Raw genomic sequence first — 23,171 nt, forward strand, 5'->3', positions numbered from 1 at the left:
GGAGTCGAGTTCCTGCGGCAGTTCCTCGCGCTCGAGAACGGATTGCCGAGCCACGACACGTTTTCCCGCGTGTTCCGCCTCCTCGACCCCCACGGCCTGCAGAGTCGCGAACGGATCGGCGAGGCCGCTGTCGGCGATGAGCCGGCGCGTCTGCACGACGGGAAAGCAATCCCGGGGCCGGTCGGCCGCGAGCGGGCGCCCCCGGCGGCGATCGCGGGGGCGAGCATCAGCGGGCTCGGCGACATGCCACGCATCTTCTCCGGACGCGCTCATGGCGCCCGCTGTCGGAACGCGGGGTGAACGGCGGCCGGCGCGAGCGCGGCGGGACGCCGCGGCGGTCGCCCCGCCTCCGTAACTCATCCGTAACCGCCGGGCGTTGACTCGCCTCCCTCGCCCGCTTCAAATCGCGCTCGTCCGTCGGCGACAGTGGGCGAGCTGAAATGTTCACGCAAACGACGCGTCATTCGCTATTGCAGAAGGCCTTCTGGAATCCCGTCGGCGCGGGCCTCGTCTATCGCCTGATCTCCTACGCGCGCAAGTTCGACGTCGTCGTGCGCAACCATTCGCTGATCGGCGACACCAATGGCGAGCGCTGGATTTTGACGCTGATGGAGGAGGAGCCGCTCGTCTTCGACATCGGCTTCAACGACGGCGCCTCCACCCGCGAGATTCTGCGCGCCCGTCCCAAAGCCAAAGTCGTCGGTTTCGATCCGTCGCGCTTCGCCTCGCAATGCTATCTCGAGCATTTCGCGGCGGACGGGCGCGTCGTCTTCTCGAACCAGGGCCTATCCTCCGAGCCCGGCGAACTCAGCTTTCACGATTACGACAACATGTGCAGCAGCCTCGCCATCCGCAAGGAGACGACGCTGGAGAAACCGCCCGTCACCTATAGCGTGCCGATCGGCACGATCGACGGCTATTGCCGCGAGCACGGAGTCGATCACGTCAACTTCCTCAAGATCGACGCCGAAGGATATGATCTCAACGTGCTGGAGGGCGCGCGCGGCCTTCTCGAGCGCCAGGGCGTCGACATCTTCATGTTCGAATTCGCGAGCGGCTGGGCGGCCTCCAGACGCTATCTCTGGGAGGCGGACGAATACGTCGCTCCGCTGCCCTATCGCTTGTTCCACCTCTTCAACGGCTTCCTCTGCCCGCTCGTCTACGACATATGGATCGACAGCTGCTGCACGCTGCCGGCGATGTATGTCGGCGTGAGCGAGAAGCGCCTGAAGCGCGGCGACATTCCGACGCGCGACTACCGTTTCTGACGGGAGCGCTCACCGCGCTCCCTGCCGGCAGGCGTCGCGCGTCTTGCCGTAGTCGACGATCGTCGCCGCGAGCGTCGACTCCCTCGACAGCGCCATGATCCCATCCCAGCCGCTCGCGCCGATCAGTGCCGATCGGCGCTCCGCTTCAGATATGGGAATCCGCCCCGTTTTATCGAATCGCCATGCTCGGACAATGCTCCAGCTAGCGTCACGCCTCGCGCATCGACGGAACCGCGAACAACGTCGGAATGACGAAGCGGAAGGCCGCGCCCTGCCCCGGCTCGGACTCGACGGATATCCGCCACCCATGGCGGTCGGCGATCGATTTACAGATGGCGAGCTCGATGCCGGCGCCGGCGTATTCGACGCCGGCCGGACGGCTGAAGGGCTCGAAAATGCGCTGCGCGAACTCCGCGTCGAAGCCGACGCCGCGGTCGGCGATCTCGAGCGTCAACGTCAAAGCGTCGTCGATCGCGCCGGCGATCGTCACCTCGGCCGCGCAGCCGGGCTTGCGGTATTTGACCGCATTGGCGACGATGTTCTGAACGAGCCGCGCAAATTGCGCCCGGTCGGCGATGAAGGCGGCCTCCGGAAGATCGATGCATAGGCGCGTCTCGCCGCAGGCGATGGAGGGGGCGATCTCCTCGAGCGAGCGCCGCACCTCCTCGCCGAGCTCGACGATCTCCAGCCGCTGATCGCCATAGATGGTGCGGGCGTAGATCAGAAGGTCCTCGACCAGCCTGCGCGCGCCGAGCGCGCAATGCCGCATGCGACGGCTCGCCTGCACGACTCCTTCGCAGTCGCCGGCGGCCATGGCCGCCTCGAGACGTTCCGACTGGGCGACGATCTCGGCCAGCGGCTGCTGCAGATCGAGCGAGGCGACATAGGCGAATTGCGCGAGCTGTTCGTTGACGCGCTCCAATTCGGCGATGCTTCCCGCGAGCTCGCGCTCGGCGGCGCGGCGCTCGCTCATATCGAGCACGGTGGCCATGACGAGGAGACCGGCGGAGGTCTGCGCGGGGACGAGACCGACCTCGATCGGAAACTCGCTGCCGTCGCGTCGGCGCGCCTGGATCGCGGGACCACGGCCCATCGACCGCCGCGAGGGATCCGCGCAGTAGAGGCGGCGCAACTGCGTGTGGCGGCGACGCAGCCGGACCGGAACGAGCAATTCTACCGGACGGCCGATCAGGTCGGCGCGGGCGTAGCCGAACATCCGCTCGGTCTCACTATTGGCGTAGCGCATGGCGCCGTCCGCGCCGGCCATGATGATCGCCGCCGGCGACGCCTCGATCATTTCGCGGAAATGGTCGAACCCGACCGTATCGATGCTCATTTGCGCGCCCCCTCGAGCGCGGCAGGTCGCGCGGCGCGACGGTGAATGCTAGAGATATGTGCGTCGGGGCGGAAGATAAAAAGGGTATCGCATGCAAGAGGATGCGGCGGAAGGGCAGACGGCGGCGGACGCCTGCCCGACGCTCGGAAAGCGCAAGATCGGCCTCGCCCTGAGCAGCGGCATGGCGCGCGGCTGGGCGCATATCGGCGTCCTGCGCGCGCTCGGCCGGCTCGGCGTGCAGTTCGACGTGGTCGCCGGCGCGTCGGCCGGCGCGCTGGTCGGCGGCTGCTTCCTCGCCGGAAAGCTCGACGAGCTCGAGGCGTGGGCGATCGGGCTGAACAAGCGCCGCATCATGTCTTATCTGGATCTCCAACTCGGCTATGGCGGCCTCATCAAGGGCGACCGGCTGCGCATGGAGCTGCGCCGCGCGCTCGGGCCGCTGCGGATCGAAACCCTGCCCGTTCCCTTCGTGGCCGTCGCCACCGATCTCGTGACCGGCCACGAGATATGGCTGCAGAAGGGCGATCTCGCCGATGCGCTGCGCGCCTCCTTCTCTCTGCCGGGCCTGTTTCCGCCGATCGAGCTCGAGGGTCGCTGGCTCGCCGACGGCGCGCTGGTCGACCCGCTGCCTGTCGCCGCCTGCCGCGCGCTCGGCGCCGAAATGGTGATCGCGGTCAATCTCAACACCGACATCATCGGCAAGTCGCGCGACGCCGCGCGCCTGCCCGCGACCATGGGCTTCGATCCGCTCACCCTGACGGAAGACAGGCAGAAGCCCTTCATGTCCTCGCTCACCGAAAGTCTCACCCGCGGCATTTTCCGGCGGGACCCCGACCGGCCGAGCATTTTCGGCGTCATGACCACCTCGCTCGCCATCATGCAGGACCGTCTGACGCGCTCGCGCCTCGCCGGCGATCCGCCGGACGTGCACATCACGCCGCGCGTCGGCCATATCGGCCTCGTCGAATTCGACCGCACGGAGGAAGCGGTGCGGGAGGGCGAAGAAGCGGTGGAGCGCCGCCGCGACGAGATCGCCGACGCGCTGGAGGTGATGCGGCTGATCCGCGGCGGCGTGACGTGAACCCTTCGCTCTACTGCGCCGCGCGCAGGCCTGCGCTCATGCGCTCGAGCTTCGCACGATGCGCTGCGCCAGCAGAAAGCCGTCGCCTCCCTGAAAGCCCCAGCGCGATTGGGCGGCGCGAGCCGACCGACGACTTCGCGCCGCAGGCCGCTCATGCGCCGCCGGCGGCGCCCCGGCGCCGGAAAAGAAACAGCAACGCGCGCATCAACAGGCCCGGCCGTGCGTGGGCGCCGGGCGCGGACACACGGCGGAGCCTGCGCTTTTTGCCGATGCGGCGCGAGGCCCGCGCCGGCGCCTGCGCGAGATTTGCGTCATAAGCGGTGCGGCGTTCGGGCGTCTTCACATCGTTCCACGCCTGCGCGATGCGCGCGGCCGGCGCATGGCTCTCGCCCTGCGGATCGACGTCGGGATGCAGGCTGCGCAGAAGCAACGCCATGTTGCGGCGCAGCTCTGCCGTCGGCGTCGCCGCGTCGCCGCCGAGAATGCGATAGCTGTCGGATTCGGGAGCGAGCAGAATCTGTTCGACGAAGAACATCGCCGCCGCATGAAGGAGCTCGCGCGTGCGGCCGCTCGTTTCTTCGGCTCGAGCGAGCGCCTCCTCGTCGCGCGCGGCGACGCGCAGCAACAGGAGCATGTCGTCCGGCAATGGGCCGGATCGCGCCACACGGACGCGGGAGGGCGCCTGCACCAGATCGATGGCCGATCTCAGCGCGGTCGCTCGCCCCGTCACGCGTGGCTCTCCTCGACCCTCTCCGGCTCCGCCGCCGCGGCGATTCCCTTGGGAGCTTCGTCCCGGCCATAGCCATACCCATAGCCGTAACCGTTTCTGTAGCCATATCCATAGGCGCCGGCTTTGGCGTGCTGACGCGTCAGCACGCCGCCGACGACATTGGCGCGTGCGAAGCGCAGGCGCTTCAAGGAATGACGCAACTGGCCCTTGCGCGTGCCGCCGGAACGAATGACGAAGACGGTCGCCGCCGCGACATTGGAGAGAAGCTGAGCGTCGGCGAGGCCGAGCACCGGCGGACTGTCGATGACGATGAGATCGAATACTTCCGCGCCGACCGTGAGCAGAGTCATGAAGCGCGAGCTGGCGAGGAGATCGGCCGGATTGGGCGGGATGGGGCCCGACGGCATGAACACGAGATTATCGGTGGACGTGTTCTGTATCGCCTTGGGCGGCGGGCATCCGCCAGAGAGATAATTGCTCAGTCCCATGCTGTTGTCGAGCCCGAAGCGCCCATGCAGAGACGGACGGCGGAGATCGGCGTCGATGATGAGGACCTTGAGCCCCAAGGTCGCGAAATGGCGGGCGATGGCGAGCGCCGTCGTCGACTTGCCTTCGCCCGCCGCCGAACTGGTGACGAGCAGGCTCTTCGGCAGTCCGCTCTCCGTCGCGAAATGCAGAGAGGTGCACAAGGAGCGATAGGCTTCGCATACGCCCGAGCGAAGCTCGGCGAGCTCTTCCTCGATCGTTCGTCCTTCGCCTTCGATCTGCGGAATGAGGCCGAGCGTCGCGAGCCCGGTCAGACGCTCGAGCTCCTCCGCCGTGCTGACCGTGTCGTCGAATTTCTCGAGCAGGAAGATGAACGCCGCCGCCGCGGCGACGCCGAGCAGCAGCGAAATGAGCAGATTGCGACTGGTCTGCGGCGAGGACGGCGTGGCCGGCAGATGCGCCTGCTCGACGATGAACACATTGTTCGCGCCCGCGCCGCTCGCGACGTCGACCTCCTTGAAGCGCTGCAGCAGATGCTCGTAGAGCGCCCGATTGGTGTCGACCTCGCGCTTCAGAATATTATATTGGATGCTGCGCTCCTGCAGATCGAGCACTTCGGCGCGCAAAGTCTCGACGCGCGCCTTCATCTCTTTCTCTTGACTGAGCGAAGCTTCGTAAGCGCCTTTGTAGGAATCCTTGACCGCCTTGATCTCCACCTCGATCTGGCGGTCGATTTCTTTGATCTTGTTGCTGATCTGAACCATGCCCGGATAGTTCGGCTTGAACGTCTCGAGCTTCTCCTGATATTCGGTGACGAGCGCGTTGCGCTTCTCGCGCAGGTCCTCCACCATCCTGTTGCCGAGAAATTGCAGAAGGTTGACGGCTCTGGCCTGCGCGACCTGCTTGTAGAGCTGCTCGTTGCGAATGCGCTCGGCCGCGAGCTGTCCGAGCACGGCGCTTCCCTCCGCGAGATTGTTTTCCGCGATCGACGATTTCTCGTTGGTCGTGATGATCTGCTCCTTCTGCCCGAATTCGACGAGGCGCTTCTCGGAGTCCTGCAACCGGATCTGCAGCTGCCGGATCTGGTCCTCGAGGAAGGCCTTGGCGAAGGCGTTGACCTGAAATCGCTTGTCGAGGTTGGAATCGACGAAGGCCTGAGCCAGGCCGGCTGCGATCCTCTGCGCGCGCGCCGGGCTCGGATCCGTATAGGCGATGTCGACGAGGCGCGAGCCGGCGACCGGCTTGATCGCCCGATTGGCGAGGACGCGCTCCGCGGCGGCCTGCTCTCTGGCGGCGTGGTCGGCGCTCCCGCTCGGCGACACGCCGAAACCCACGATCTTCTTCAGCGCCGCGAAGAGCCCGGCTTCGGCCGGATCGACGAAATCCGTCTCGTCGGCGAGCTTCAGCGTCGACGTGGCGCGCTCCACGATGGCCGACCCCTGCAGCAGCTCATATTGGGTGCGCAGGAATTCGGTGTCAGAGCCCTCCACCGGCGTAACATTGCCGTTCTCGACCACATGCGCGACGCTGCGGTCGATCTGCATGCGCGCCGCCGCCGTGTAGAGCGGCGTCATCATCAATGTGCGCAGCATGCCGAGCGCGACGACGGCCGAGACGATCGCCAGCGCCTGCCACTTGTGCCGCAGAAGGATCCGCCAATATTCCCAGAGCGTCGGCTCCGCCTCGGCGCCGGCGGGACCGCCATAGCCGCTGGAATGCTCCGCGCCGCCGTAGAGCGCGGAGGCGGCGGCGGGACGTGGAACGAGCTTGCCCGAATCGCCGTCGATCGTCGTCGTCGTGTCGTTCATGCGGGCTCGACCTCGAAAAAAAGAATCGGCGACGAAAGCGGGCGGTCAGAAAACAGACGGGCGAAAGGCCGCGAGAGCCGGGGTAATGCGCAGGAAGGAATTCAGCGCGACCTTTCCGGACGAGGTCGGAACGACGATCACGTCGCCATCCTCGATCGCCGGGTCCGGCGCACGTCCCTCGCGGATCGCGTCCATGTCGAACTCGGCCGCGATGCGCTGTCCATTGCGGGTGCGAAACACCATCAGCTGGTTCGATGCGACGTCCCGGTCCAATCCTTCGGCGAGCGCGATCACCTGCAGCAACGAATATTTGCCGCGCAGCGGCACGACGCCCGGACGCTTGACCGCGCCTTCGATCGTCACGCGCTGGCTGTTGAACTCCTTCACATAGACCGACACTTGCGGCGACTTGAGATAGGTCGCGCCGAGCCTGGCGGCGAGCTCGCGCTCCACCTGCTGGGCCGTCTTGCCGGCGACCGGAAACTCGCCGACGAGCGGCAGGTTGATCGAGCCCGAATCCGCGACCTGCGCCGCACGCGTGAGCTCGGGCACTTTGAACACGACGATCTCGATCACGTCCTGCGCGCCGATCTTATAGGCGGTGTTGCCCGGCGTCGACGCGGCGACGAAGCCGCCGACCGTCTGCGCGAGCTGCTTCGTCTCTTCCGGCGCGGGCTCGCCGGCCTGTGTCGAGCCGGTGAAATCCGCTCCGCCCACGCGCGCGCGATCATCGAAAGATAGCTCGCACCCGGCCGAGAAAATCGCGCCAGCCGTCGCCATCGCCGCCATGATCCGCCTCGACATGATGTCCATGACCGCCCCCATTGGTTCGCGTCGAGCGCGCATGCGCATTGGCGGCCGCAACGGCCGCGCGCGAGGGCGCGGGCAGCCGCGAGGGCGCGGGCAGCCGCGAGGGCGGCTCGTTCGCCAGAATCATTCGCGGCCGGCCGAGCACCAACAGGGCGGCTTCCTCCTCACCGACGCGCTGCGCCGCCGCCTCGAATCCCTCGCCGAGATTGGGACGCCGCCGCCCGACCCCATGAGCGTCCGAGGCGAGGATATGCGCGCGTCCTTCGTCCAGCATGCGCTCCGCCCAATAGCGCGGCGCGCGTCCGAACGCGCCGGTGAGCGAGCCCGCCGTGAGTTGCATGAGCACTCCGCTCTGAAACAGCTTCTCGATCGACGCATAGTGCGAGCCGATCCAGGACAGGCGCTCCGGATGGGTGAGAATGGGAACATAGCCGGCGAGAAGCAGGCTGAAGAAGGATTCGACGAGGCGCAGCGGCGCGACATGATGCGGCGGCTCGACGAGCACATAGCGCGTGTCGGCGATCGACAGCACACGGCCCGAGCGCAGCCCCTCGACGAGATCGGGCGCGATATGCACGTCGGCGCCCGCGACGAGCGTCAGCGGAATGTCGTTCTCGTCGAGCTGCGCCTGCAGCGCGCGCGTCGCGAGGCGAATCTGCGGCCCGGTGTTATGGTAGAGGCCGGGCAGGATATGCGGCGTGCAGGCCTGGATCGTGACGCCGTCCGCGACCGCCAGGCGCGCCATTTCCAGCGCCGTCGCGAGATCGGAAGCGCCGTCGTCGACGCCGGGCAGAAAATGCGAATGAAGATCGATCATCGGCAAATCTTGGCAATTGCGAACGAATAAACGAAGGCTTCCACGCAAAACGCGCATGCGGCGAGAGCTGACGCCGCATAATTCGTTTCCTCTCTTCGGGGCGCCAAGTCCATACGCAATTATACGCCCGGCGCGAACGCATGCGAGCGAGAGACGCGACGACGGCGGGAACGCCTCGCATTCCCGCCGCCCCTGTCGAACAATGATTCCCGACGTGGACGCCGTTCAGTCGAGCCGCGCGACGACGACGAGCCGCTTGATGTCGCCCTTCTCGAAGGCGCGGAGGAAAGCCGCGTAATTCCTGAACGACACGCAGCCGTTCGAATCGCCGCGCGGCCCGAGCATATAGGTATGAGCGAGCAGGCCGACGCGGCCGAAGATATTGGCCTCGCCGCCGATCGGCGTCAGCCGGATCGCGCGCACGCCGTGGAAGGGCTTCTCGCGCAGGGTGAGATCATAGACATGCGGCGGGGTGACGCCGCGCATACGCACATGGGCGAAGCGCGGATCGTCGAATTTCTCGCCGAGCCCGGAATGCGCCTCGAGTTTCGTGCCGTCCGGCAGATAGACCGTGTGGCCGGTGATGTCGTAGACGGCGGTGCCCTCCTCGTAGCGCAGCGCCGGATTGGCGCTCGCGCGCCAGGCGTCCGAGACGCGTGTATCGGACGGCGCGTAGGCGAGCGCGGAGGTCGTCGGCTGCAGCGCGCCGAAGAACCTCTCGAACAGCGAGCGATTGTCGGCCGGCGCGGGGGAGAGCGCGGTCTTCCGCGCCGCGACGCCATGGCTCGGCGCGACAAAACCTTCGCGCCCGAGCGGAAAGGCGAATTCGGCGGGACGGCGCGGCGGCAACGGCGCGAGATGCTCGGCGAGCGGCGCGCGCGGCGACGCCCCGGGCGCCGGCGGGAGGTCGGCCGGCCCGGCCGCGTCCGCCTCGCCGCGCGCTTCGGCCGACGCTCGGAGGCGACGCGCCTCGGGCGGCGCGACCGAAGCGACTTCGACCGCGGCCGTTATCCGCGCGCGCAGGTCGACGACCAAGGCGCCGAATGGATTGACGTCCGAACGGGCGGCGGCCCGACCGGCCTCGACGGCTTCCTCGCCGTCTCCGAGACAGATCAGCGCGCCGGAGACTGCGGCGCCGGCAAGGAGAACAGCCGAGAAGACGATCTTGCGGGAAAAGGCGCGGCGGCTTTCGGTATAGAGATCATTGTTGTCGCCGGTCGTCTGAGTCATTCACCCCCACTTTCGGAGCTTTGTCCGTAACGCACGCTGTTTCGACGCTCTTTTTGCATCGAAGGACTGGAGAATCGTCGCGCGAGATCCGCCACACACTCGCGGACACGGCATGATAGGTAGAATGAATTCGCAATTTGGCGCTTTTTTGACGCGTTATTTTTTGTTTTCCAATCCAGAGCTTCACAATTACCGTCCCCCGGAGAATGTCGCGGGAAGGTAAACAGGATGCAAACAACGGCGAATGCTTTTCGAAAAAAGCGTGGAGCGCGCGTCGCGCCGATTCGGCGGAACGGATCGACTCAGGAGAGGATCGAGCGGTCGATCGCGGCGATCGAGGACACGCCCGTGAGGATCATCGCGGTGCGCATCTCTTTGGCGAGGAGGTCGAGCATCGTCTCGACGCCGCCGCGCCCGCCCGCGGCGAGCGCGAAAGCCGCGGCGCGCCCGAGCATCACCCCCTCGGCGCCGAGCGCCAGCATGCGCACGACATCGAGCCCGGAGCGCACGCCCGAATCGGCGAGGATGGTGAGCTCGCCTCCCACGGCGTCGGCGATCGGCGGCAAGGCCTCGGCCGTCGACAGCGCGCCGTCGAGCTGGCGGCCGCCGTGATTGGAGGCGACGATTCCATCCGCGCCGAAGCGGACGGCGTCGCGCGCGTCCTCGACGTCCAATATGCCCTTGAGGATCATCGGGCCGGTCCAGAATTCGCGGACCCATTCGATGTCCCGCCAGCCGATGGTCGGATCGATGTTGCGGCCGAGCCAGCCGATATAATCGAGGAGGCCGGTGCGCTTGCCGAGATATTTGGAGATGTTGCCGAGATCGTGCGGGCGCCCCATGAGGCCGACGTCCATGGCCCAGCCGGGCCGCCCGGCCGCCTGCAGCAGCCGGCGCGTGCGCACGAAGGGGCCGGAGAGGCCCGAATGGGCGTCGCGATAGCGCGAGCCGTGCACCGGGAGATCGACGGTGAAGACGAGCGTCTCGACCCCGGCGGCGCGCGCCCGTTCCAGCATGTGCCGCATGAAGCCGCGGTCTTTCAAGACATAGAGCTGGAACCAGATCGGCCGCGGGCAGGCCGCCGCCACCTCCTCGAGCGGACAGATCGACACGGTGGAGAGGGTGAACGGAACGTTCTTCGCCATGGCCGCCGCGGCGGACTGGACCTCGCCGCGCCGCGCCGCCATTCCGGCGAGGCCGACCGGGGCGAGGATCACCGGCAGATCGGCGGGACGGCCGAAGAACTCGGTCCCGAGCGAGACCTCGGACAGGCTGCGCAGAACGCGCTGGCGCAGGCGCACGGCGCGCAGATCCTCGGCATTGGCGCGCAGCGTCGTCTCCTCATTGGCGCCGCCGTCGATGTAATCGAACAGGAAGCGCGGCAGCTTTTTGCGCGCGGCTTCGCGGAAGTCGGCGGCGCATGAGATGATCATCGCGCTACTTGCCGCCGCCGGCGACGACCCGCGCCACCACCTTGGCCGTGTAATCCACCATGGGCACGATACGCGCATAATTGAGCCGCGTCGGGCCGATGACGCCGAGCGCGCCGACGATGCGCTTATTGCCGTCGTGCAGCGGCGCAGCGATCATCGACGAGCCGGAGAGCGAAAAGAGCTTGTTCTCCGAGCCGATGAAAATGCGCACGCCTTCGCCCGTCTCGGCCCGCTCCAAGAGGTCGATGACCTCGGTCTTGGTTTCGAGATCGGCGAACAGCAGGCGGATGCGCTCGAGATCGGCCATGGCCGTCAGATCCTCGAGCAGATTGGCCTGCCCGCGCACGATGAGCTGGCGATGCTCGGCGCCGGTTCCGCCCCAGCTCGCGAGCCCGGCCTCGACGAGACGCGCCGTCAGCGCGTCGAGCTCGCTCTGCGCCGCCTCGCGCGCCGCCTCGATCTCGCTGCGCAGCGCGGCGAGGGTGCGCCCGCGGATGCGGGCGTTGAGATAATTGGCCGCCTCCACCAGCGAGGAGGCCGGCAGATCGCGCGGCACCTGCAGCACGCGATTCTCGACCGATCCGTCTTCGCCGACGAGAATGGCGAGCGCCCGCTCCGGCTCGAGGCGCACGAACTCGATCTGCTTCAGCCGCGCATTGTCCTTGCTGGTGACGACCACGGCGGCGCCCCGCGTCAGCCCCGAGAGCAGGCTGGTCGCCTCCGCCAGCACGCCCTCGAGGTCGTGGTCCTTGGAGGCGGCCTCGACCTGAGCCTCGATCTGCGCGCGCTCGCTCTCCTCCATATCGCCGATCTGCAGCAGCGAATCGACGAAGAAGCGCAAGCCGAGCTCGGTCGGCATGCGGCCGGCGCTCGTGTGGGGAGCATAGACGAGACCCAATTCCTCGAGATCCTGCATCACATTGCGGACCGAGGCCGGAGACAGCGTCATCGGCAGCAGGCGCGAGAGCTGGCGCGAGCCGACCGGATCGCCGCTCGCGAGATAAGTATCGACGATCTGGCGGAAAATCTCGCGCGGGCGGGCGCCGAGATTGGCGAAGCCGCTGGTTCCCGCCGGCGGCGGCGCGAGAGGATGGCCCACGCGGATCATGACGAGAGAATGGCGCCTCGGCGGCGCGGGTCAAGCCTCCTGTCCGCCCTGCGTGTCGGCGACCGTTGACACGAACCGCCGCGAACTGGTCTATGCGGCTTCGGCGCAACCACCTTTCGCAAAGGAGCTCCGACCTGCAGCCGCTCGCCCCGACCTCCCTTTCGGCCGTCGTCGCCCCCTTCGAGCGCGCCTGGCATCATCGGGAGCTGATCCGCGCCGTGGTGCGCCGGGAGCTCACCGTGCGATTCCGCGGCTCTGCGCTCGGGCCGCTGTGGGCGGTGCTCTCTCCGCTCATCATGCTGCTCACCTACACGGTGCTGTTCTCCATCACCGCGCCCCAGCTCTCCGAGGGCATGAGCACGACGGGCTACGCGGCCGGCATCTTCATCGGGCTCATCGTCTTCAACCTGTTCAGCGAGCTGGCCTATCGGGCGCCGGGCCTGCTGCATGAGCATGTGACCTTCATCAAGAAGTCGATCTTTCCGAGCGAGACCATCGCCTGGGTGGCGACTATCCGCGCCTTCGTCTATGGCGGCGTGAGCTTCGCGGTCTATGTCGCGTTCCGCCTCGTCACGGCGCATGAGCTGCCCTGGACGGTCCTGTTCACGCCGCTGCTGGTGCTGCCTTTCGCCTGCTTCATGATGGGCGTCGTCTGGTTCCTGATGGCGCTCGGCGCCTTCACGCGCGACGTCGCCTACATCATGGTGTCGGTCGTGCCCGTGCTGATGTTCGCGACGCCGATCTTCTATCGGCTCGCGCAGATGCCGCCCAATTTCTCCTTCTGGCTGCGCTTCAACCTCGTTGGAGATTACATCGAGATGCTGCGCGGCGCCGCGCTCGACGGAGTGCTGCCCCATCCTCTCGCTTATATCGCGCTGGTCGTCGTCTCCTATGGCGTGTTCATCTTCGGCTACCAGTTCTTCATGCGCTACAAATCGGTGATCGTCGATGTCATCTGAGACCATCATCCGCTGCGAAGGCGTCGGCAAGGCCTTCCAGCTCTATCTTCACCGCAACGACCAGCTCAAGCAAGTGCTGTTCGGCCTGTGGCGGAAGTTCTACAAGGAGCATTGGGTGCTCCACGACATCGGCTTTTCCATCGGCAAGGGCGAGAAGGTCGGCATCATCGGCCGCAATGGCGCGGGCAAGACGACGCTGCTGCAGATCCTCTGCGGCATCACGCGCCCGACCCGCGGCTTCTTCGAAGTGAAGGGACGGGTGGCGCCGATCCTCGCGCTCGGCTCGGGCTTCGACGGCCTGCTGACGGGACGCGAGAACGCCATGATCGGCGGCGCCATTCTCGGGCTCAAGCGCAAGGAGGTGGAGAAGCGCCTGCCGGCGATCGCCGAATTCGCCGACATCGGGCCCTTCTTCGATCAGCCGATGCGGCTCTATTCGAGCGGCATGCTGGCGCGCGTCGCCTTCGCCATCTGCGCCAACGCCGACGCCGACATTCTCATCGTCGACGAGGCGCTGTCGGTCGGCGACGAAGTGTTCCAGGCCAAATGCGAAGCCTTCATCGCCGATTTCGCCAAGACCGGGACGATCCTCGTCGTGTCCCACGATCTCGACTTCCTCACCACCCTCTGCGACCGGATCATCTGGATCGACGAGGGGTCGGTGCGCGCCGTCGGCGCGCCGGAGGTCGTGATCCCCGAATATAAGGAAGTGGTGCTCGCGGCGGCGTGACGCCGCGAGCCTCGGCCTCAGTTCCGGCGCGCCAGCGAGCGCAGGAACCCTTCCATGTCCTCGGTCAGTTCCTGATCGATGGCCGGCGCCAATTTGAGCAGCAGATTGGCGACGAATGCCTGATCATTGCGCTTCTCCTCCAGCACCTCGCGCAACACCGGCACATTGTCCTCGATATGGGTCAGGAAGGAGACGCCTTTCTCCAGCGTCTCGGTCCAGCGCTCGCGACTCCACAGCGCGAGCGGATACATGATCTCGTGGACGAAATTGGATTTGCGGGTCTTCTCGAAGAAGCGCAGGCCGGCGTTCCAATTCTCCTTGGCGCGCAGCGGCGGCGGCGGAATATCGCCCGTCAGCATTTTCTTGCCGGCGAGGCCGACGTGATCCTCGAGGCTGACCGGCGGGTCGATCGGCGTGCGGAAGCTCCACAGCGCCGTCGAGCCCGGAAAATCCTTGCCCATGCTCTCGACGAGCGCGGCCTCGACCTTGTCCGCTGCGGCCTTGTCGCCCTTCAGCGCCGCCGTCATGAAGAAGGAGAACACCGCGTCGCCGCCATAGTTCACCGCCGCCGCGCCCTTCAGCTGCTGGTCGGTAAGCTTGGGCGTCACGCCGTCGGCGGGAACCTGGGCGTCGCCCGCTCGCAGCGCCGTGATGAAGGTCGTGATTTCGAGCCAGCCCATGTAATTGGCGATGAAGGCGTCCGGGTCCACATAGACGATCGCCAGATTGAGGGGCTGCTTGCGCTTCTGCAGTTCCGCCATGTCGGTCATGAATGATCCTCGCTGTCCTCTCTCCTGTCCCCGGCGCTTCGCGCTGCTCCGTCTCTCGCGCGAAGCGCCGCGCTCACTCGTCCGCCAGCATCACGCCGGTGATGCAGAGATCGCCGTCGTCGACGATGAGCGAAAGGGGCGTCAGCTTCGCGCCCTGGCAGGGGCCGATGAAGCAATGGCCGGTGTCGAGGTCGAATTGCGAGTGATGGCGCCCGCAGGTGATGAAATTGCCGTCCTCGTCGAGGAACTGGCCGGGGGTCGTGTCGAGGCGCATCTGCTCGTGCGGGCAGGAGTTCTCGAAGCCATAGAAATTGTTGCCCTTGCGGGTGATCAGGATCGGCCAGGGCCTGGTGTCGCCATTGTCGTAGGCCCGCATCAGGACGAAGCCGGTGGCCTGGCCGTCCTCGATGTGGCCTGTCCGACAAATCACAAAAAGATCGTCCATCGGCTGACCCCTTTCCAACAATGGCCGCGTCGCGACAGAGACGCAGCGAACTCTGGAAAGGTTTTTAGCAAGCGATGAGCCAGCCGGCGGGGAGCGCCGACGACCCGCTTGACGATATAGGAAGATCACTATATCCAGTCCGCGAGGAGACGATCTGCGATGAGCGCATCGGCGATCTTGAAACTGCAGGCGGCTGGCTTTTCCACGGAGCAGGTGACCGCGCTCGCGGAACTGATCGACTCCCAGGCGGCCACCAAGACCGATCTCGAGGCGGCAAAGCACGCGCTCGGCGGGCAGATCTCGGATGTCAGAACCGAGCTCGGCGGGCAGATCTCGGATGTCAGAACCGAGCTCGGCGGGCAGATCGCCGCCCTGAAGAACGATTTCGAATCCGCCAAGCACGAACTCGGCTCCAAGATCGACGCCGTCGACCATCGGCTCGACATGAAGATCACTCGGCTCGAGGGCGATTTCGCGTTGGTGAAATGGATGATCGGCTTCACGCTCGCGTTCCAGCTCGCGCTTTTCTACAAGGCGTTTCTGCACTGAAGGCGGGAGCGATGCCGAACCAGCAGACAGCCGAGGCGATCGGAACGCCGTTCGGGGAAGACAACACGCTCAAGGCGCAGCTCGTCGGCAAGATCGGCCGTTTGATGAAGGAGCGCGGCCTGAAGCAGGTCGAGGCCGCGGGCCTCCTCGGCGTCAAGCAGCCCGACGTATCGAAGATGCTGCGCGGCGATTTCCGGCAATTCTCGGTCGAGCGGCTGCTGCGTTTTCTCGTGGCGCTCGGGCAGGACGTCGAGATCGTCGTGAAGCCGCCGAGCGGCGCCGAGGCGCCGAGCCTGCGCGTCGCGCGGATGTGACCAAGAGACCTTATAGGCACTATCGGACGAAAGGACCGACATGACCGTGATTGCGCTGGCGCCGAAGCCGCCCGAATTCTCCGCCGACACGCTCGACGCGAGCATCGCGACGGCGACGCGCGCGCTGACGGCGCTCGGCCGGAGCGACGGCCATTGGTGCTTCGAGCTGGAGGCGGACGCGACTATTCCCGCCGAATATGTGCTGATGCGCCATTATCGCGACGAGCCGATCGACCGCGCGCTCGAGGCCAAGATCGGCAATTATCTGCGCCGCACGCAGGGCGCGCATGGCGGCTGGCCGCTGTTCCACGAAGGCGCCTTCGACATGAGCGCGAGCGTGAAGGCCTATTTCGCGCTGAAGATGATCGGCGACGATATTCATGCGCCGCATATGGAGCGGGCGCGCGCGGCGATCCTCGCCAATGGCGGCGCGGCGCGCAGCAATGTGTTCACGCGCGCGCTGCTCGCGCTCTATGGCGAGGTTCCCTGGCGCGCCGTCCCGGCCATGCCTGTGGAGATCATGCTGCTGCCGAAGTGGTTCCCGTTCCACATCGACAAGATCTCCTATTGGGGTCGCACCGTCCTCGTGCCGCTGCTGGTGCTGCAGAGCCTGAAGCCGCAGGCGGTGAACAGGCTGGGCGTGCATATCCGCGAATTGTTCACGACGCCGCCGGAGGACGTGAAGGAGTGGCCCAAGGGCGCGCATCAGCACCCGGCGCTGATCGCCGTCTTCGGCGCCATCGACAAAATTCTGCGCGCCGCCGAGCCTTTTTTTCCCAAAGGTCCACGCCAGCGCGCCATTCGTGCGGCGGAAGCCTTCGTGACCGAGCGGCTCAATGGCGTCGACGGGCTCGGCGCGATCTTTCCGGCCATGGTCAACAGCCTCGAAATGTATGACGTGCTCGGCGTCCCCGCCGACGACGACCGCGTGAAGCTCGCGCGCGAATCGATCGAGCGTCTGCTGGTGATCAAGGAGGACGAAGCCTATTGCCAGCCCTGCGTCTCGCCGGTGTGGGACACGGCGCTCGCCTGCCATGTGCTGCTCGAGGTCGGCGGGGAGGAGAACGAGGCGCGCGTGCGCGCCGGGCTCGAATGGCTCGCGCCCTTGCAAGTGCTCGATGTGAAAGGCGACTGGGCCGTGCAGCGTCCCGACGTGCGCCCGGGCGGCTGGGCCTTTCAATACGCCAATGCCTATTATCCGGACGTCGACGACACGGCCGTGGTGGTGACGGCGATGGATCGCGCCTACCGCGGCGGCGCGCAGCCCTATGACGAACGCATCGCCCGCGCGCGCGAATGGATCGACGGGCTGCAGAGCAGGAACGGCGGCTGGGGCGCCTTCGACGCCGACAACGAGCATGACTATCTCAACCACATTCCCTTCGCCGATCACGGCGCGCTGCTCGATCCGCCGACAGCCGACGTTTCGGCGCGCTGCGTTTCCATGCTCGCCCAACTCGGCGAGAAGCCGGAGACGAGCCCGAGGCTGAAGGCCGGCGTCGATTATCTGCTCGCCGAGCAAATGCCCGACGGCAGCTGGTTCGGCCGCTGGGGGATGAACTATATCTATGGGACATGGTCGGCGCTCTGCGCGCTGAACGCCGCCGGCTTCAGGCCGGAGCATCGCGCCATGCGCCGCGCGGTCGACTGGCTCGTCGCCATTCAGAACGAGGACGGAGGCTGGGGAGAGGACGGCGACAGCTACAAGCTCGACTATCGCGGCTATGAGAAGGCGCCGAGCACGCCGTCGCAGACCGCGTGGGCCCTGCTCGCGCTGATGGCGGCGGGCGAGGTCGACCATCTCGCAGTCGCGCGCGGGATCGCCTATCTCCAGGCCCATCAGGCCGAGGACGGCCTGTGGAAGGAGGAGCGATTCACCGCCACCGGCTTCCCGCGCGTCTTCTATCTGCGCTATCACGGCTACGCGAAATTCTTCCCGCTGTGGGCGCTGGCGCGCTTCCGCAATCTGCAGAGAGGCAACAGCAAAATTGTCCAGACCGGCCTCTAGACGCGGCTTGAACGGCCATGACGACGAGGAGCCCCCGCGCTTTCTCATCATCACGGGGCTGCTCAGCGAACGCGCCTGCGCGGAGGGCGAGGGGCTCGTGCCGATCTGCAGCGGCGCCGATACGGAAGGGCTGCGCGCGGCGCTGGAGCGCACGCAGGGCTTCGCGCTCGCCGGCGTCGTCAGCTTCGGCATCGCAGGCGGCCTGGACCCGGCGCTGCATCCTGGCGACGTGGTCATCGGCGGCGCCGTGATCGCCGACGGCGAGCGTTACGACACCAGCGCGGAGCTGTCGGCCATATTGAGCGAAGGGCTCGCCGCCGCGGGCGGCAAGATCGTCTCCGGCGCCATCGTCGGAGTCGAGGCGCCTGTCCTCGATCCCAAGGCCAAGGCGACGCTGCGGACGCAGACCGGCGCCGTCGCCGTCGACATGGAGTCGCATATAGCGGCGGATTTCGCGGCGCGGCGGCGCCTGCCGCTCGCCGTCGTGCGCGTCATCAACGATCCCGCGGCGCGCGCTCTGCCGCCTCTGGCGCAGACCGCGGTGACGCCGGACGGCGGCGTCGACCTTCGGGCCGTGTTCCGCGATCTCGCTCGCGAGCCGCGCCAGATCGGCGATCTCATCCTCGCGGGGATGGACTTCTGCAAATCCTCGGCGACTTTAGGCCGCTGTGGGCGTCTTCTCGGCCCGCTTCTGAGCCTCGGCCTCCCGGAGCTCTGACAAGGTCGCCACATTGGCGTCGAAGACATATTGCGCCGGCCGCTGCTTATCGAGCGGAATGTCGGGCGCGAACTCGCCCTCGGTGCGCACGCCGCGCAATGCGACCCAGGCCGCCTTCCAGGGACGCACGACGGCGTCCTGCACGGCGGTCGCCTCGAAGCCGCAATGCACCATGCAATCGGCGCATTTCTCGTAATTGCCGACGCCGAAGGAGTCCCAATCGGTTTCCTCCATCAGCTGCCTGAAGGTCGGGACGTAGCCCTCGCCGACGAGATAGCAAGGCCGCTGCCAGCCGAACACGGTGCGCGCCGGATTGCCCCAGGGCGTGCAATGATAGGTCTGATTGCCGGCGAGAAAATCGAGGAACAGCGTGGATTGGACGAAGGACCAGGCCTTGCCGCCGCGTCCGCGCCGCAGAATGCCGCGGAACAGCTCCTTGGTGCGCGCGCGGTTCAAGAAATGCGCCTGGTTCGGCGCGCGCTCATAGGCGTAGCCCGGCGACACGGTCATGCCATCGACGCCCAGACGCTTCACGTCGTCGAAGAAGTCCGCGACGCGTTCGGGATCGGCGTCCTGGAAGAAGGTGCTGTTGATGGTGACGCGGAAGCCCTTCGATTTCGCCAGTGCGATCGCCGCGACGGCGCGCTTGTAGACGCCCTTCTGGCTCACCGCGCGGTCGTGCATCTCCTCGTCGCCGTCGAGATGGATCGACCAGGTGAAATAGGGGCTCGGCTCATATTGATCGATCTTCTTGGCGAGCAGCAGCGCATTGGTGCAGACGATGGCGAATTTCTTGCGCGCCACGATGCCTTCGACGATCTGCGGCAGCTCCTTGTGCAGCAGCGGCTCGCCGCCGGCGATGACGACGACCGGCGCGCCGCATTCGTCGACCGAGGCGAGACTGTCGGCGGCGGAGAGCCGCTTGTCGAGAATATGGTCCGGATAGTCGATCTTGCCGCAGCCGGCGCAGGCGAGATTGCAGCGGAACAAGGGCTCCAGCATCAGCACCAGCGGATAGCGCTTCCGGCCTGCGAGATGCTGGCGAAGGATATAGCCGCCGATCGACCAAATATAGCGGAGCGGAATAGACAAGAACGCTGTTCCTTCTGCCGCGCGCCCCGGCTCTCGCCGACGACGCGCAAACCTGCGCGGACGCATCGCGAACCGAGCGCGATCGAGGTTCTGCTCTAACACGAAAGCTCCGCCGAGCAAACCGGCGGCCGCAGGCGCGCGGCCCGGCCGCGGGCGCGTGGGGGCTGGACCCCTTCGATTATCGAAACTGGCGGTTTCGTCGAAAGCGCGCCCCGCAATTATCGACTTCGGCCGCAGTCAGTCGGCCTGGAGCGAAGAAGCGGACCGAGCGTCGCGTCGTGGAACGCTCGGTCCGACACGAAGAGGGAGAAGAACAATGACGTTGCAAGTTCACAGCAGCGGCGATCTGGGCAAGACCATATTGTGGATCGCGGCCGCGGTCGCCTTCGTCGCCATCGCGCTGACCAAGGGGCCGGAATGGCTCGCGCCCGACAGCGCGAACATCACCGGCGGCACCGGCGCCACGAGCCGCATGATCAACTGAAAGCCCGAAAGCCTGGATGTCCCGGCCACGCTTCCGGGATGATCGCATTCGACAGGCCGGCGTCGGCGGCTCCGACGCCGGCGCAGCGTCCGGGCCCTCTCGCCGGCCGCCCGGTCGGTCGCGCAATCGGACGCCCGCTTTCCATTCGGAGCGGGCGAAACGGCGCGCCTCTCCCTTCCGCATTTCAGCGTGTTCGACCCGCCCGGCGCCCCTGCGCGGAAACGCCCGATTGCACGCCCGCGCGAACCGAGGCGCCGCCGCTGGACCCCGCGATCTCTCGAAATTGGCGGTTTTTGCCGAAACCCCATAGCATTACCACTCGAGAGCTCCATCATGCGCCCTGCTGGACGCATCATGTGGCGATCCGAATGACTTGCCTCGCCGGCTGCGGCCGCGCGAGGCTTTTTTTCGCCCGCGAGCCGATGATGATAGATGATGATAGAAGAGCTCCGAATTCGACCGGGCGCCCCGAGGCGCGGGAGACGAAGATGTCCGGCATCCGCGTCAAGATCTGCGGCCTTTCCACTCTGCCGACGCTCGAGGCGACGATCGCGGCCGGCGCCGACTTCGCGGGCTTCGTCTTCTTCGAGAAGAGCCCGCGCCATGTTTCGCTCGAGACTGCTCGCCTGCTCGGCCGGGCCGCGCAGGGACGCATCCGCAAGGTCGCGCTCAACGTCGACGCCCCCGACGCCGATCTCGACGCGATCGTCGAGGCGCTGCAGCCGGACCTGCTGCAATTGCACGGGAAGGAGACGCCCGAGCGCGTCGCCGCGGTGAAGGCGCGCTTCGGCCTGCCCGTCATCAAGGCGATCGGCGTCGCGACGGCCGCCGATGTGGCGCGCGCGGCCGCCTATCGCGGCGCGGCGGATGTTCTGCTCTTCGACGCCCTGCCCGCGCCCGGCGCAACGGTCCCCGGCGGCGCGGGCGTCGCCTTCGATTGGGAGGCGCTGCGCTTCTATTCGGGCGGCGAATGGATGCTGTCGGGCGGGCTCGACCCCGGCAATGTGGCCGAAGCGCTGCGGACGACTGGCGCGCCGGCGGTCGATGTCTCGTCGGGCGTCGAGAGCGTCCGGGGCGTGAAGGACGAGGGCAAGATCGCGGCTTTCGTCGCGGCGGCGCGGGCGGCTCCTCGATGACTTCGACAATTATCGGCGCGATATGAGAGGATGCGGACGGACGGCGGGCCGCCGCCCGAAGGAGCCGGCCATGGCGGGATCAGACCTCTATGACAGAGATTTCTATGCCTGGGCGAAGGAGCAAGCGGCGCTGTTGCGCGCCGGTGATCTCACCCACGCGGACATCGCCCATATCGCCGAGGAGATCGAGAGCATGGGCCGGACCGAGAAGCGCGAACTCGTCAGCCGGCTGACCGTGCTGCTGCTGCATCTGCTGAAATGGCGGCATCAGCCCGTCGGCCGCGGAAACTCCTGGCGCCTGTCCATCGCCAATTCGCGGGACGAGATCGTCGACCATCTGGACGACAATCCGAGCCTGAAGTCTCTCATCGATCCCGCGCTGGCCTCGGCCTATCGCTATGCGCGCCGTAAAGCCGCGGTCGAGACAAATCTCGCGGAAGAGACCTTTCCGCCGACCTGCCCCTGGTCCTTCGAACAGATCATGGACAATGGCTTCTGGCCGGAGGCGTGACAGACCTCCCGCGTCCCGCTTTCATCGCGGCGGCGGAGGGTCTAAGACAGCCGCGCAAAGAGACCGGCGAGGACGCGCGATGAATCAGCAGGCTCCGAATTCCTTTCGAAACGGACCGGACGAGAACGGCCGCTTCGGTCTGTTCGGCGGCCGCTTCGTCGCCGAGACCTTGATGCCGCTGATCCTCGACCTCGAGCGCGCCTATGGGGAGGCCAAGGCCGACCCCGCCTATCGATCCGAGCTGGACAACCTGCTCAAACATTATGTCGGCCGGCCGAGCCCGCTCTATTACGCCGAGCGCATGACCGAGCATTTGCGCGCGCAGGCGGCGGAGCGAGGCGGGGACGGCGGCGCCAAGATCTATTTCAAGCGCGACGAGCTCAATCATACCGGCGCGCACAAAATCAACAATGTGCTGGGCCAGATCCTGCTCGCGCGGCGCATGGGCAAGAAGCGCATCATCGCCGAGACGGGCGCCGGCCAGCACGGCGTCGCCACCGCCACGGCTTGCGCGCGCTTCGGCCTCGAATGCGTGGTCTATATGGGCGTGGTCGATGTCGAGCGCCAAAAACCCAATGTGTTCCGCATGAAGATGCTCGGCGCCGAGGTGCGGCCCGTGCAATCCGGCGCGCGCACGCTGAAGGACGCCATGAACGAGGCGCTGCGCGACTGGGTGACCAATGTCGCGAACACCTTCTATTGCATCGGCACGGCCGCCGGGCCTCATCCCTACCCCGCCATGGTGCGCGATTTCCAATCGGTGATCGGCAACGAAGCGCGCGCGCAAATGCTGGAGGCGGAGGGGCGCCTGCCCGATTCGCTCGTCGCCTGCATCGGCGGCGGCTCCAACGCCATCGGCCTGTTCCATCCCTTCCTCGACGATGCGTCGGTGGAGATTTACGGCGTGGAGGCGGCGGGCCATGGGCTCGACGTGCCGAACGGCCACGCCGCCTCGCTCGCCGGCGGCCGGCCGGGCGTGCTGCACGGCAACCGCACCTATCTCCTGATGGACGACGACGGCCAGATACTCGAAGGCCACTCCATCTCGGCCGGCCTCGATTATCCCGGCATCGGCCCGGAACATTCCTGGCTGCGCGACATCGGCCGCGTGAATTATCTCTCGGCGACCGACGAGGAGGCGCTCGCGGCGTTCCAGTTGTGCTCCAAGCTCGAGGGGATCATCCCGGCGCTCGAGCCCTCGCATGCGCTGGCCAAGGTCATCGATCTCGCGCCGGGCAAGCCGCGCGATCATCTGATGGTGATGAATCTGTGCGGCCGCGGCGACAAGGATATTTTCGCGGTCGCGGAGCATCTCGGCGGGATGTGAGACGCGGCGGCTCTCCCGAGC

The 23,171-nt window shown here is 66.7% G+C and carries 23 protein-coding genes and 1 pseudogene; 13 read left to right on the plus strand and 11 right to left on the minus strand.

The features are described 5' to 3' along the window. Nucleotides 1-15: 15 nt before the first annotated feature. Both AC6IW9_RS03080 and AC6IW9_RS03085 read left to right on the plus strand, forming a co-directional pair. Nucleotides 16-90: pseudogene (locus tag AC6IW9_RS03080) on the plus strand (hypothetical protein); the annotation flags it as partial. Nucleotides 91-440: 350 nt separating this feature from the next. Then, nucleotides 441-1,268 (plus strand): FkbM family methyltransferase, encoded by an 828-nt coding sequence (locus AC6IW9_RS03085; protein ID WP_497769042.1) that lies wholly within the window; start codon nucleotides 441-443, stop codon nucleotides 1,266-1,268. 208 nt (nucleotides 1,269-1,476) lie between these two features. Here the strand turns inward: AC6IW9_RS03085 and AC6IW9_RS03090 are convergent, their stop codons facing one another. Further along, nucleotides 1,477-2,604: a sensor histidine kinase gene (locus AC6IW9_RS03090; RefSeq protein ID WP_497769045.1), complete on the minus strand. Its 1,128-nt coding sequence runs from the start codon at nucleotides 2,602-2,604 to the stop codon at nucleotides 1,477-1,479. Nucleotides 2,605-2,695: 91 nt separating this feature from the next. Here AC6IW9_RS03090 and AC6IW9_RS03095 point away from each other — a divergent pair, with 91 nt between their 5' ends. Beyond that, nucleotides 2,696-3,685: a patatin-like phospholipase family protein gene (locus AC6IW9_RS03095; protein WP_497769049.1), complete on the plus strand. Its 990-nt coding sequence runs from the start codon at nucleotides 2,696-2,698 to the stop codon at nucleotides 3,683-3,685. 151 nt (nucleotides 3,686-3,836) lie between these two features. Here the strand turns inward: AC6IW9_RS03095 and AC6IW9_RS03100 are convergent, their stop codons facing one another. From AC6IW9_RS03100 to hrcA, 7 genes are all read right to left on the minus strand, one after another. Next, nucleotides 3,837-4,415, minus strand: a complete 579-nt coding sequence (locus AC6IW9_RS03100; protein ID WP_497769052.1) for a hypothetical protein — start codon at nucleotides 4,413-4,415, stop codon at nucleotides 3,837-3,839. Then, nucleotides 4,412-6,709 carry a GumC family protein gene (locus tag AC6IW9_RS03105; RefSeq protein ID WP_497769056.1) on the minus strand — a complete coding sequence of 766 codons (2,298 nt, stop codon included), beginning with the start codon at nucleotides 6,707-6,709 and terminating at the stop codon, nucleotides 4,412-4,414. Before AC6IW9_RS03105 ends, AC6IW9_RS03100 begins: the two co-directional genes overlap by 4 nt. 45 nt (nucleotides 6,710-6,754) lie before the next feature. Then, nucleotides 6,755-7,426 (minus strand): polysaccharide biosynthesis/export family protein, encoded by a 672-nt coding sequence (locus AC6IW9_RS03110; RefSeq protein ID WP_497769060.1) that lies wholly within the window; start codon nucleotides 7,424-7,426, stop codon nucleotides 6,755-6,757. 10 nt (nucleotides 7,427-7,436) lie between these two features. Then, nucleotides 7,437-8,336, minus strand: a complete 900-nt coding sequence (locus AC6IW9_RS03115) for a tyrosine-protein phosphatase (RefSeq protein WP_497769062.1) — start codon at nucleotides 8,334-8,336, stop codon at nucleotides 7,437-7,439. 225 nt (nucleotides 8,337-8,561) lie between these two features. Continuing rightward, nucleotides 8,562-9,566: a DUF2778 domain-containing protein gene (locus AC6IW9_RS03120; protein WP_497769065.1), complete on the minus strand. Its 1,005-nt coding sequence runs from the start codon at nucleotides 9,564-9,566 to the stop codon at nucleotides 8,562-8,564. Between the two features lie 302 nt (nucleotides 9,567-9,868). Further along, a complete protein-coding gene (gene lldD / locus AC6IW9_RS03125) occupies nucleotides 9,869-10,999 on the minus strand; it encodes an FMN-dependent L-lactate dehydrogenase LldD (RefSeq protein WP_497769067.1) in 1,131 nt (376 codons plus the stop codon). A 4-nt stretch (nucleotides 11,000-11,003) separates the two neighbouring features. Beyond that, nucleotides 11,004-12,107: a heat-inducible transcriptional repressor HrcA gene (gene hrcA / locus AC6IW9_RS03130; protein WP_497769069.1), complete on the minus strand. Its 1,104-nt coding sequence runs from the start codon at nucleotides 12,105-12,107 to the stop codon at nucleotides 11,004-11,006. Nucleotides 12,108-12,199: 92 nt separating this feature from the next. Between hrcA and AC6IW9_RS03135 the strand changes: the two genes are divergently transcribed. Continuing rightward, on the plus strand, nucleotides 12,200-13,066 hold the full coding sequence (locus AC6IW9_RS03135) for an ABC transporter permease (RefSeq protein WP_497769071.1): 867 nt from the start codon (nucleotides 12,200-12,202) through the stop codon (nucleotides 13,064-13,066). After that, entirely contained in the window at nucleotides 13,056-13,796 is a 741-nt protein-coding gene (locus AC6IW9_RS03140; protein WP_497769074.1) for an ABC transporter ATP-binding protein, read from the plus strand. The genes AC6IW9_RS03135 and AC6IW9_RS03140 overlap by 11 nt, the downstream gene beginning before the upstream one ends. Before the next feature lie 17 nt (nucleotides 13,797-13,813). On the opposite strand, the gene AC6IW9_RS03145 is transcribed toward AC6IW9_RS03140, so the two are convergent. Beyond that, complete coding sequence (locus AC6IW9_RS03145) at nucleotides 13,814-14,566, minus strand: hypothetical protein (protein WP_497769077.1); 753 nt, start codon at nucleotides 14,564-14,566, stop codon at nucleotides 13,814-13,816. Between the two features lie 73 nt (nucleotides 14,567-14,639). Next, nucleotides 14,640-15,011 (minus strand): Rieske (2Fe-2S) protein, encoded by a 372-nt coding sequence (locus AC6IW9_RS03150; protein ID WP_497769080.1) that lies wholly within the window; start codon nucleotides 15,009-15,011, stop codon nucleotides 14,640-14,642. Nucleotides 15,012-15,170: 159 nt separating this feature from the next. Between AC6IW9_RS03150 and AC6IW9_RS03155 the strand changes: the two genes are divergently transcribed. Genes AC6IW9_RS03155 through AC6IW9_RS03170 form a run of 4 tightly spaced genes read left to right on the plus strand, consistent with a single transcriptional unit; the run spans nucleotide 15,171 to nucleotide 18,600 of the window. Then, on the plus strand, nucleotides 15,171-15,560 hold the full coding sequence (locus AC6IW9_RS03155) for a hypothetical protein (RefSeq protein ID WP_497769082.1): 390 nt from the start codon (nucleotides 15,171-15,173) through the stop codon (nucleotides 15,558-15,560). 11 nt (nucleotides 15,561-15,571) lie between these two features. Further along, entirely contained in the window at nucleotides 15,572-15,874 is a 303-nt protein-coding gene (locus tag AC6IW9_RS03160; protein ID WP_497769086.1) for a helix-turn-helix domain-containing protein, read from the plus strand. Between the two features lie 40 nt (nucleotides 15,875-15,914). Then, nucleotides 15,915-17,882 (plus strand): squalene--hopene cyclase, encoded by a 1,968-nt coding sequence (gene shc / locus AC6IW9_RS03165; protein ID WP_497769089.1) that lies wholly within the window; start codon nucleotides 15,915-15,917, stop codon nucleotides 17,880-17,882. Nucleotides 17,883-17,889: 7 nt separating this feature from the next. Next, a complete protein-coding gene (locus tag AC6IW9_RS03170) occupies nucleotides 17,890-18,600 on the plus strand; it encodes a phosphorylase (RefSeq protein WP_497769092.1) in 711 nt (236 codons plus the stop codon). Here the strand turns inward: AC6IW9_RS03170 and hpnH are convergent. Next, nucleotides 18,541-19,692, minus strand: coding sequence for an adenosyl-hopene transferase HpnH (gene hpnH, locus AC6IW9_RS03175; RefSeq protein ID WP_497769095.1), 1,152 nt, complete (start codon nucleotides 19,690-19,692; stop codon nucleotides 18,541-18,543). The two genes, AC6IW9_RS03170 and hpnH, sit on opposite strands and share 60 nt — an antisense overlap. Before the next feature lie 316 nt (nucleotides 19,693-20,008). Here hpnH and AC6IW9_RS03180 point away from each other — a divergent pair, with 316 nt between their 5' ends. The 4 genes from AC6IW9_RS03180 to trpB all read left to right on the plus strand — a co-directional run bounded on the left by AC6IW9_RS03180 (nucleotide 20,009) and on the right by trpB (nucleotide 23,150). After that, complete coding sequence (locus AC6IW9_RS03180; protein WP_497769099.1) at nucleotides 20,009-20,176, plus strand: hypothetical protein; 168 nt, start codon at nucleotides 20,009-20,011, stop codon at nucleotides 20,174-20,176. A 488-nt stretch (nucleotides 20,177-20,664) separates the two neighbouring features. After that, entirely contained in the window at nucleotides 20,665-21,312 is a 648-nt protein-coding gene (locus tag AC6IW9_RS03185; RefSeq protein ID WP_497769102.1) for a phosphoribosylanthranilate isomerase, read from the plus strand. 70 nt (nucleotides 21,313-21,382) lie between these two features. After that, nucleotides 21,383-21,823, plus strand: a complete 441-nt coding sequence (locus tag AC6IW9_RS03190) for a DUF29 domain-containing protein (RefSeq protein WP_497769105.1) — start codon at nucleotides 21,383-21,385, stop codon at nucleotides 21,821-21,823. A 79-nt stretch (nucleotides 21,824-21,902) separates the two neighbouring features. Beyond that, nucleotides 21,903-23,150, plus strand: coding sequence for a tryptophan synthase subunit beta (trpB, locus tag AC6IW9_RS03195; protein ID WP_497769108.1), 1,248 nt, complete (start codon nucleotides 21,903-21,905; stop codon nucleotides 23,148-23,150). Nucleotides 23,151-23,171: the final 21 nt, after the last annotated feature.

It is taken from the genome of Methylosinus sp. shoA (assembly GCF_059718125.1).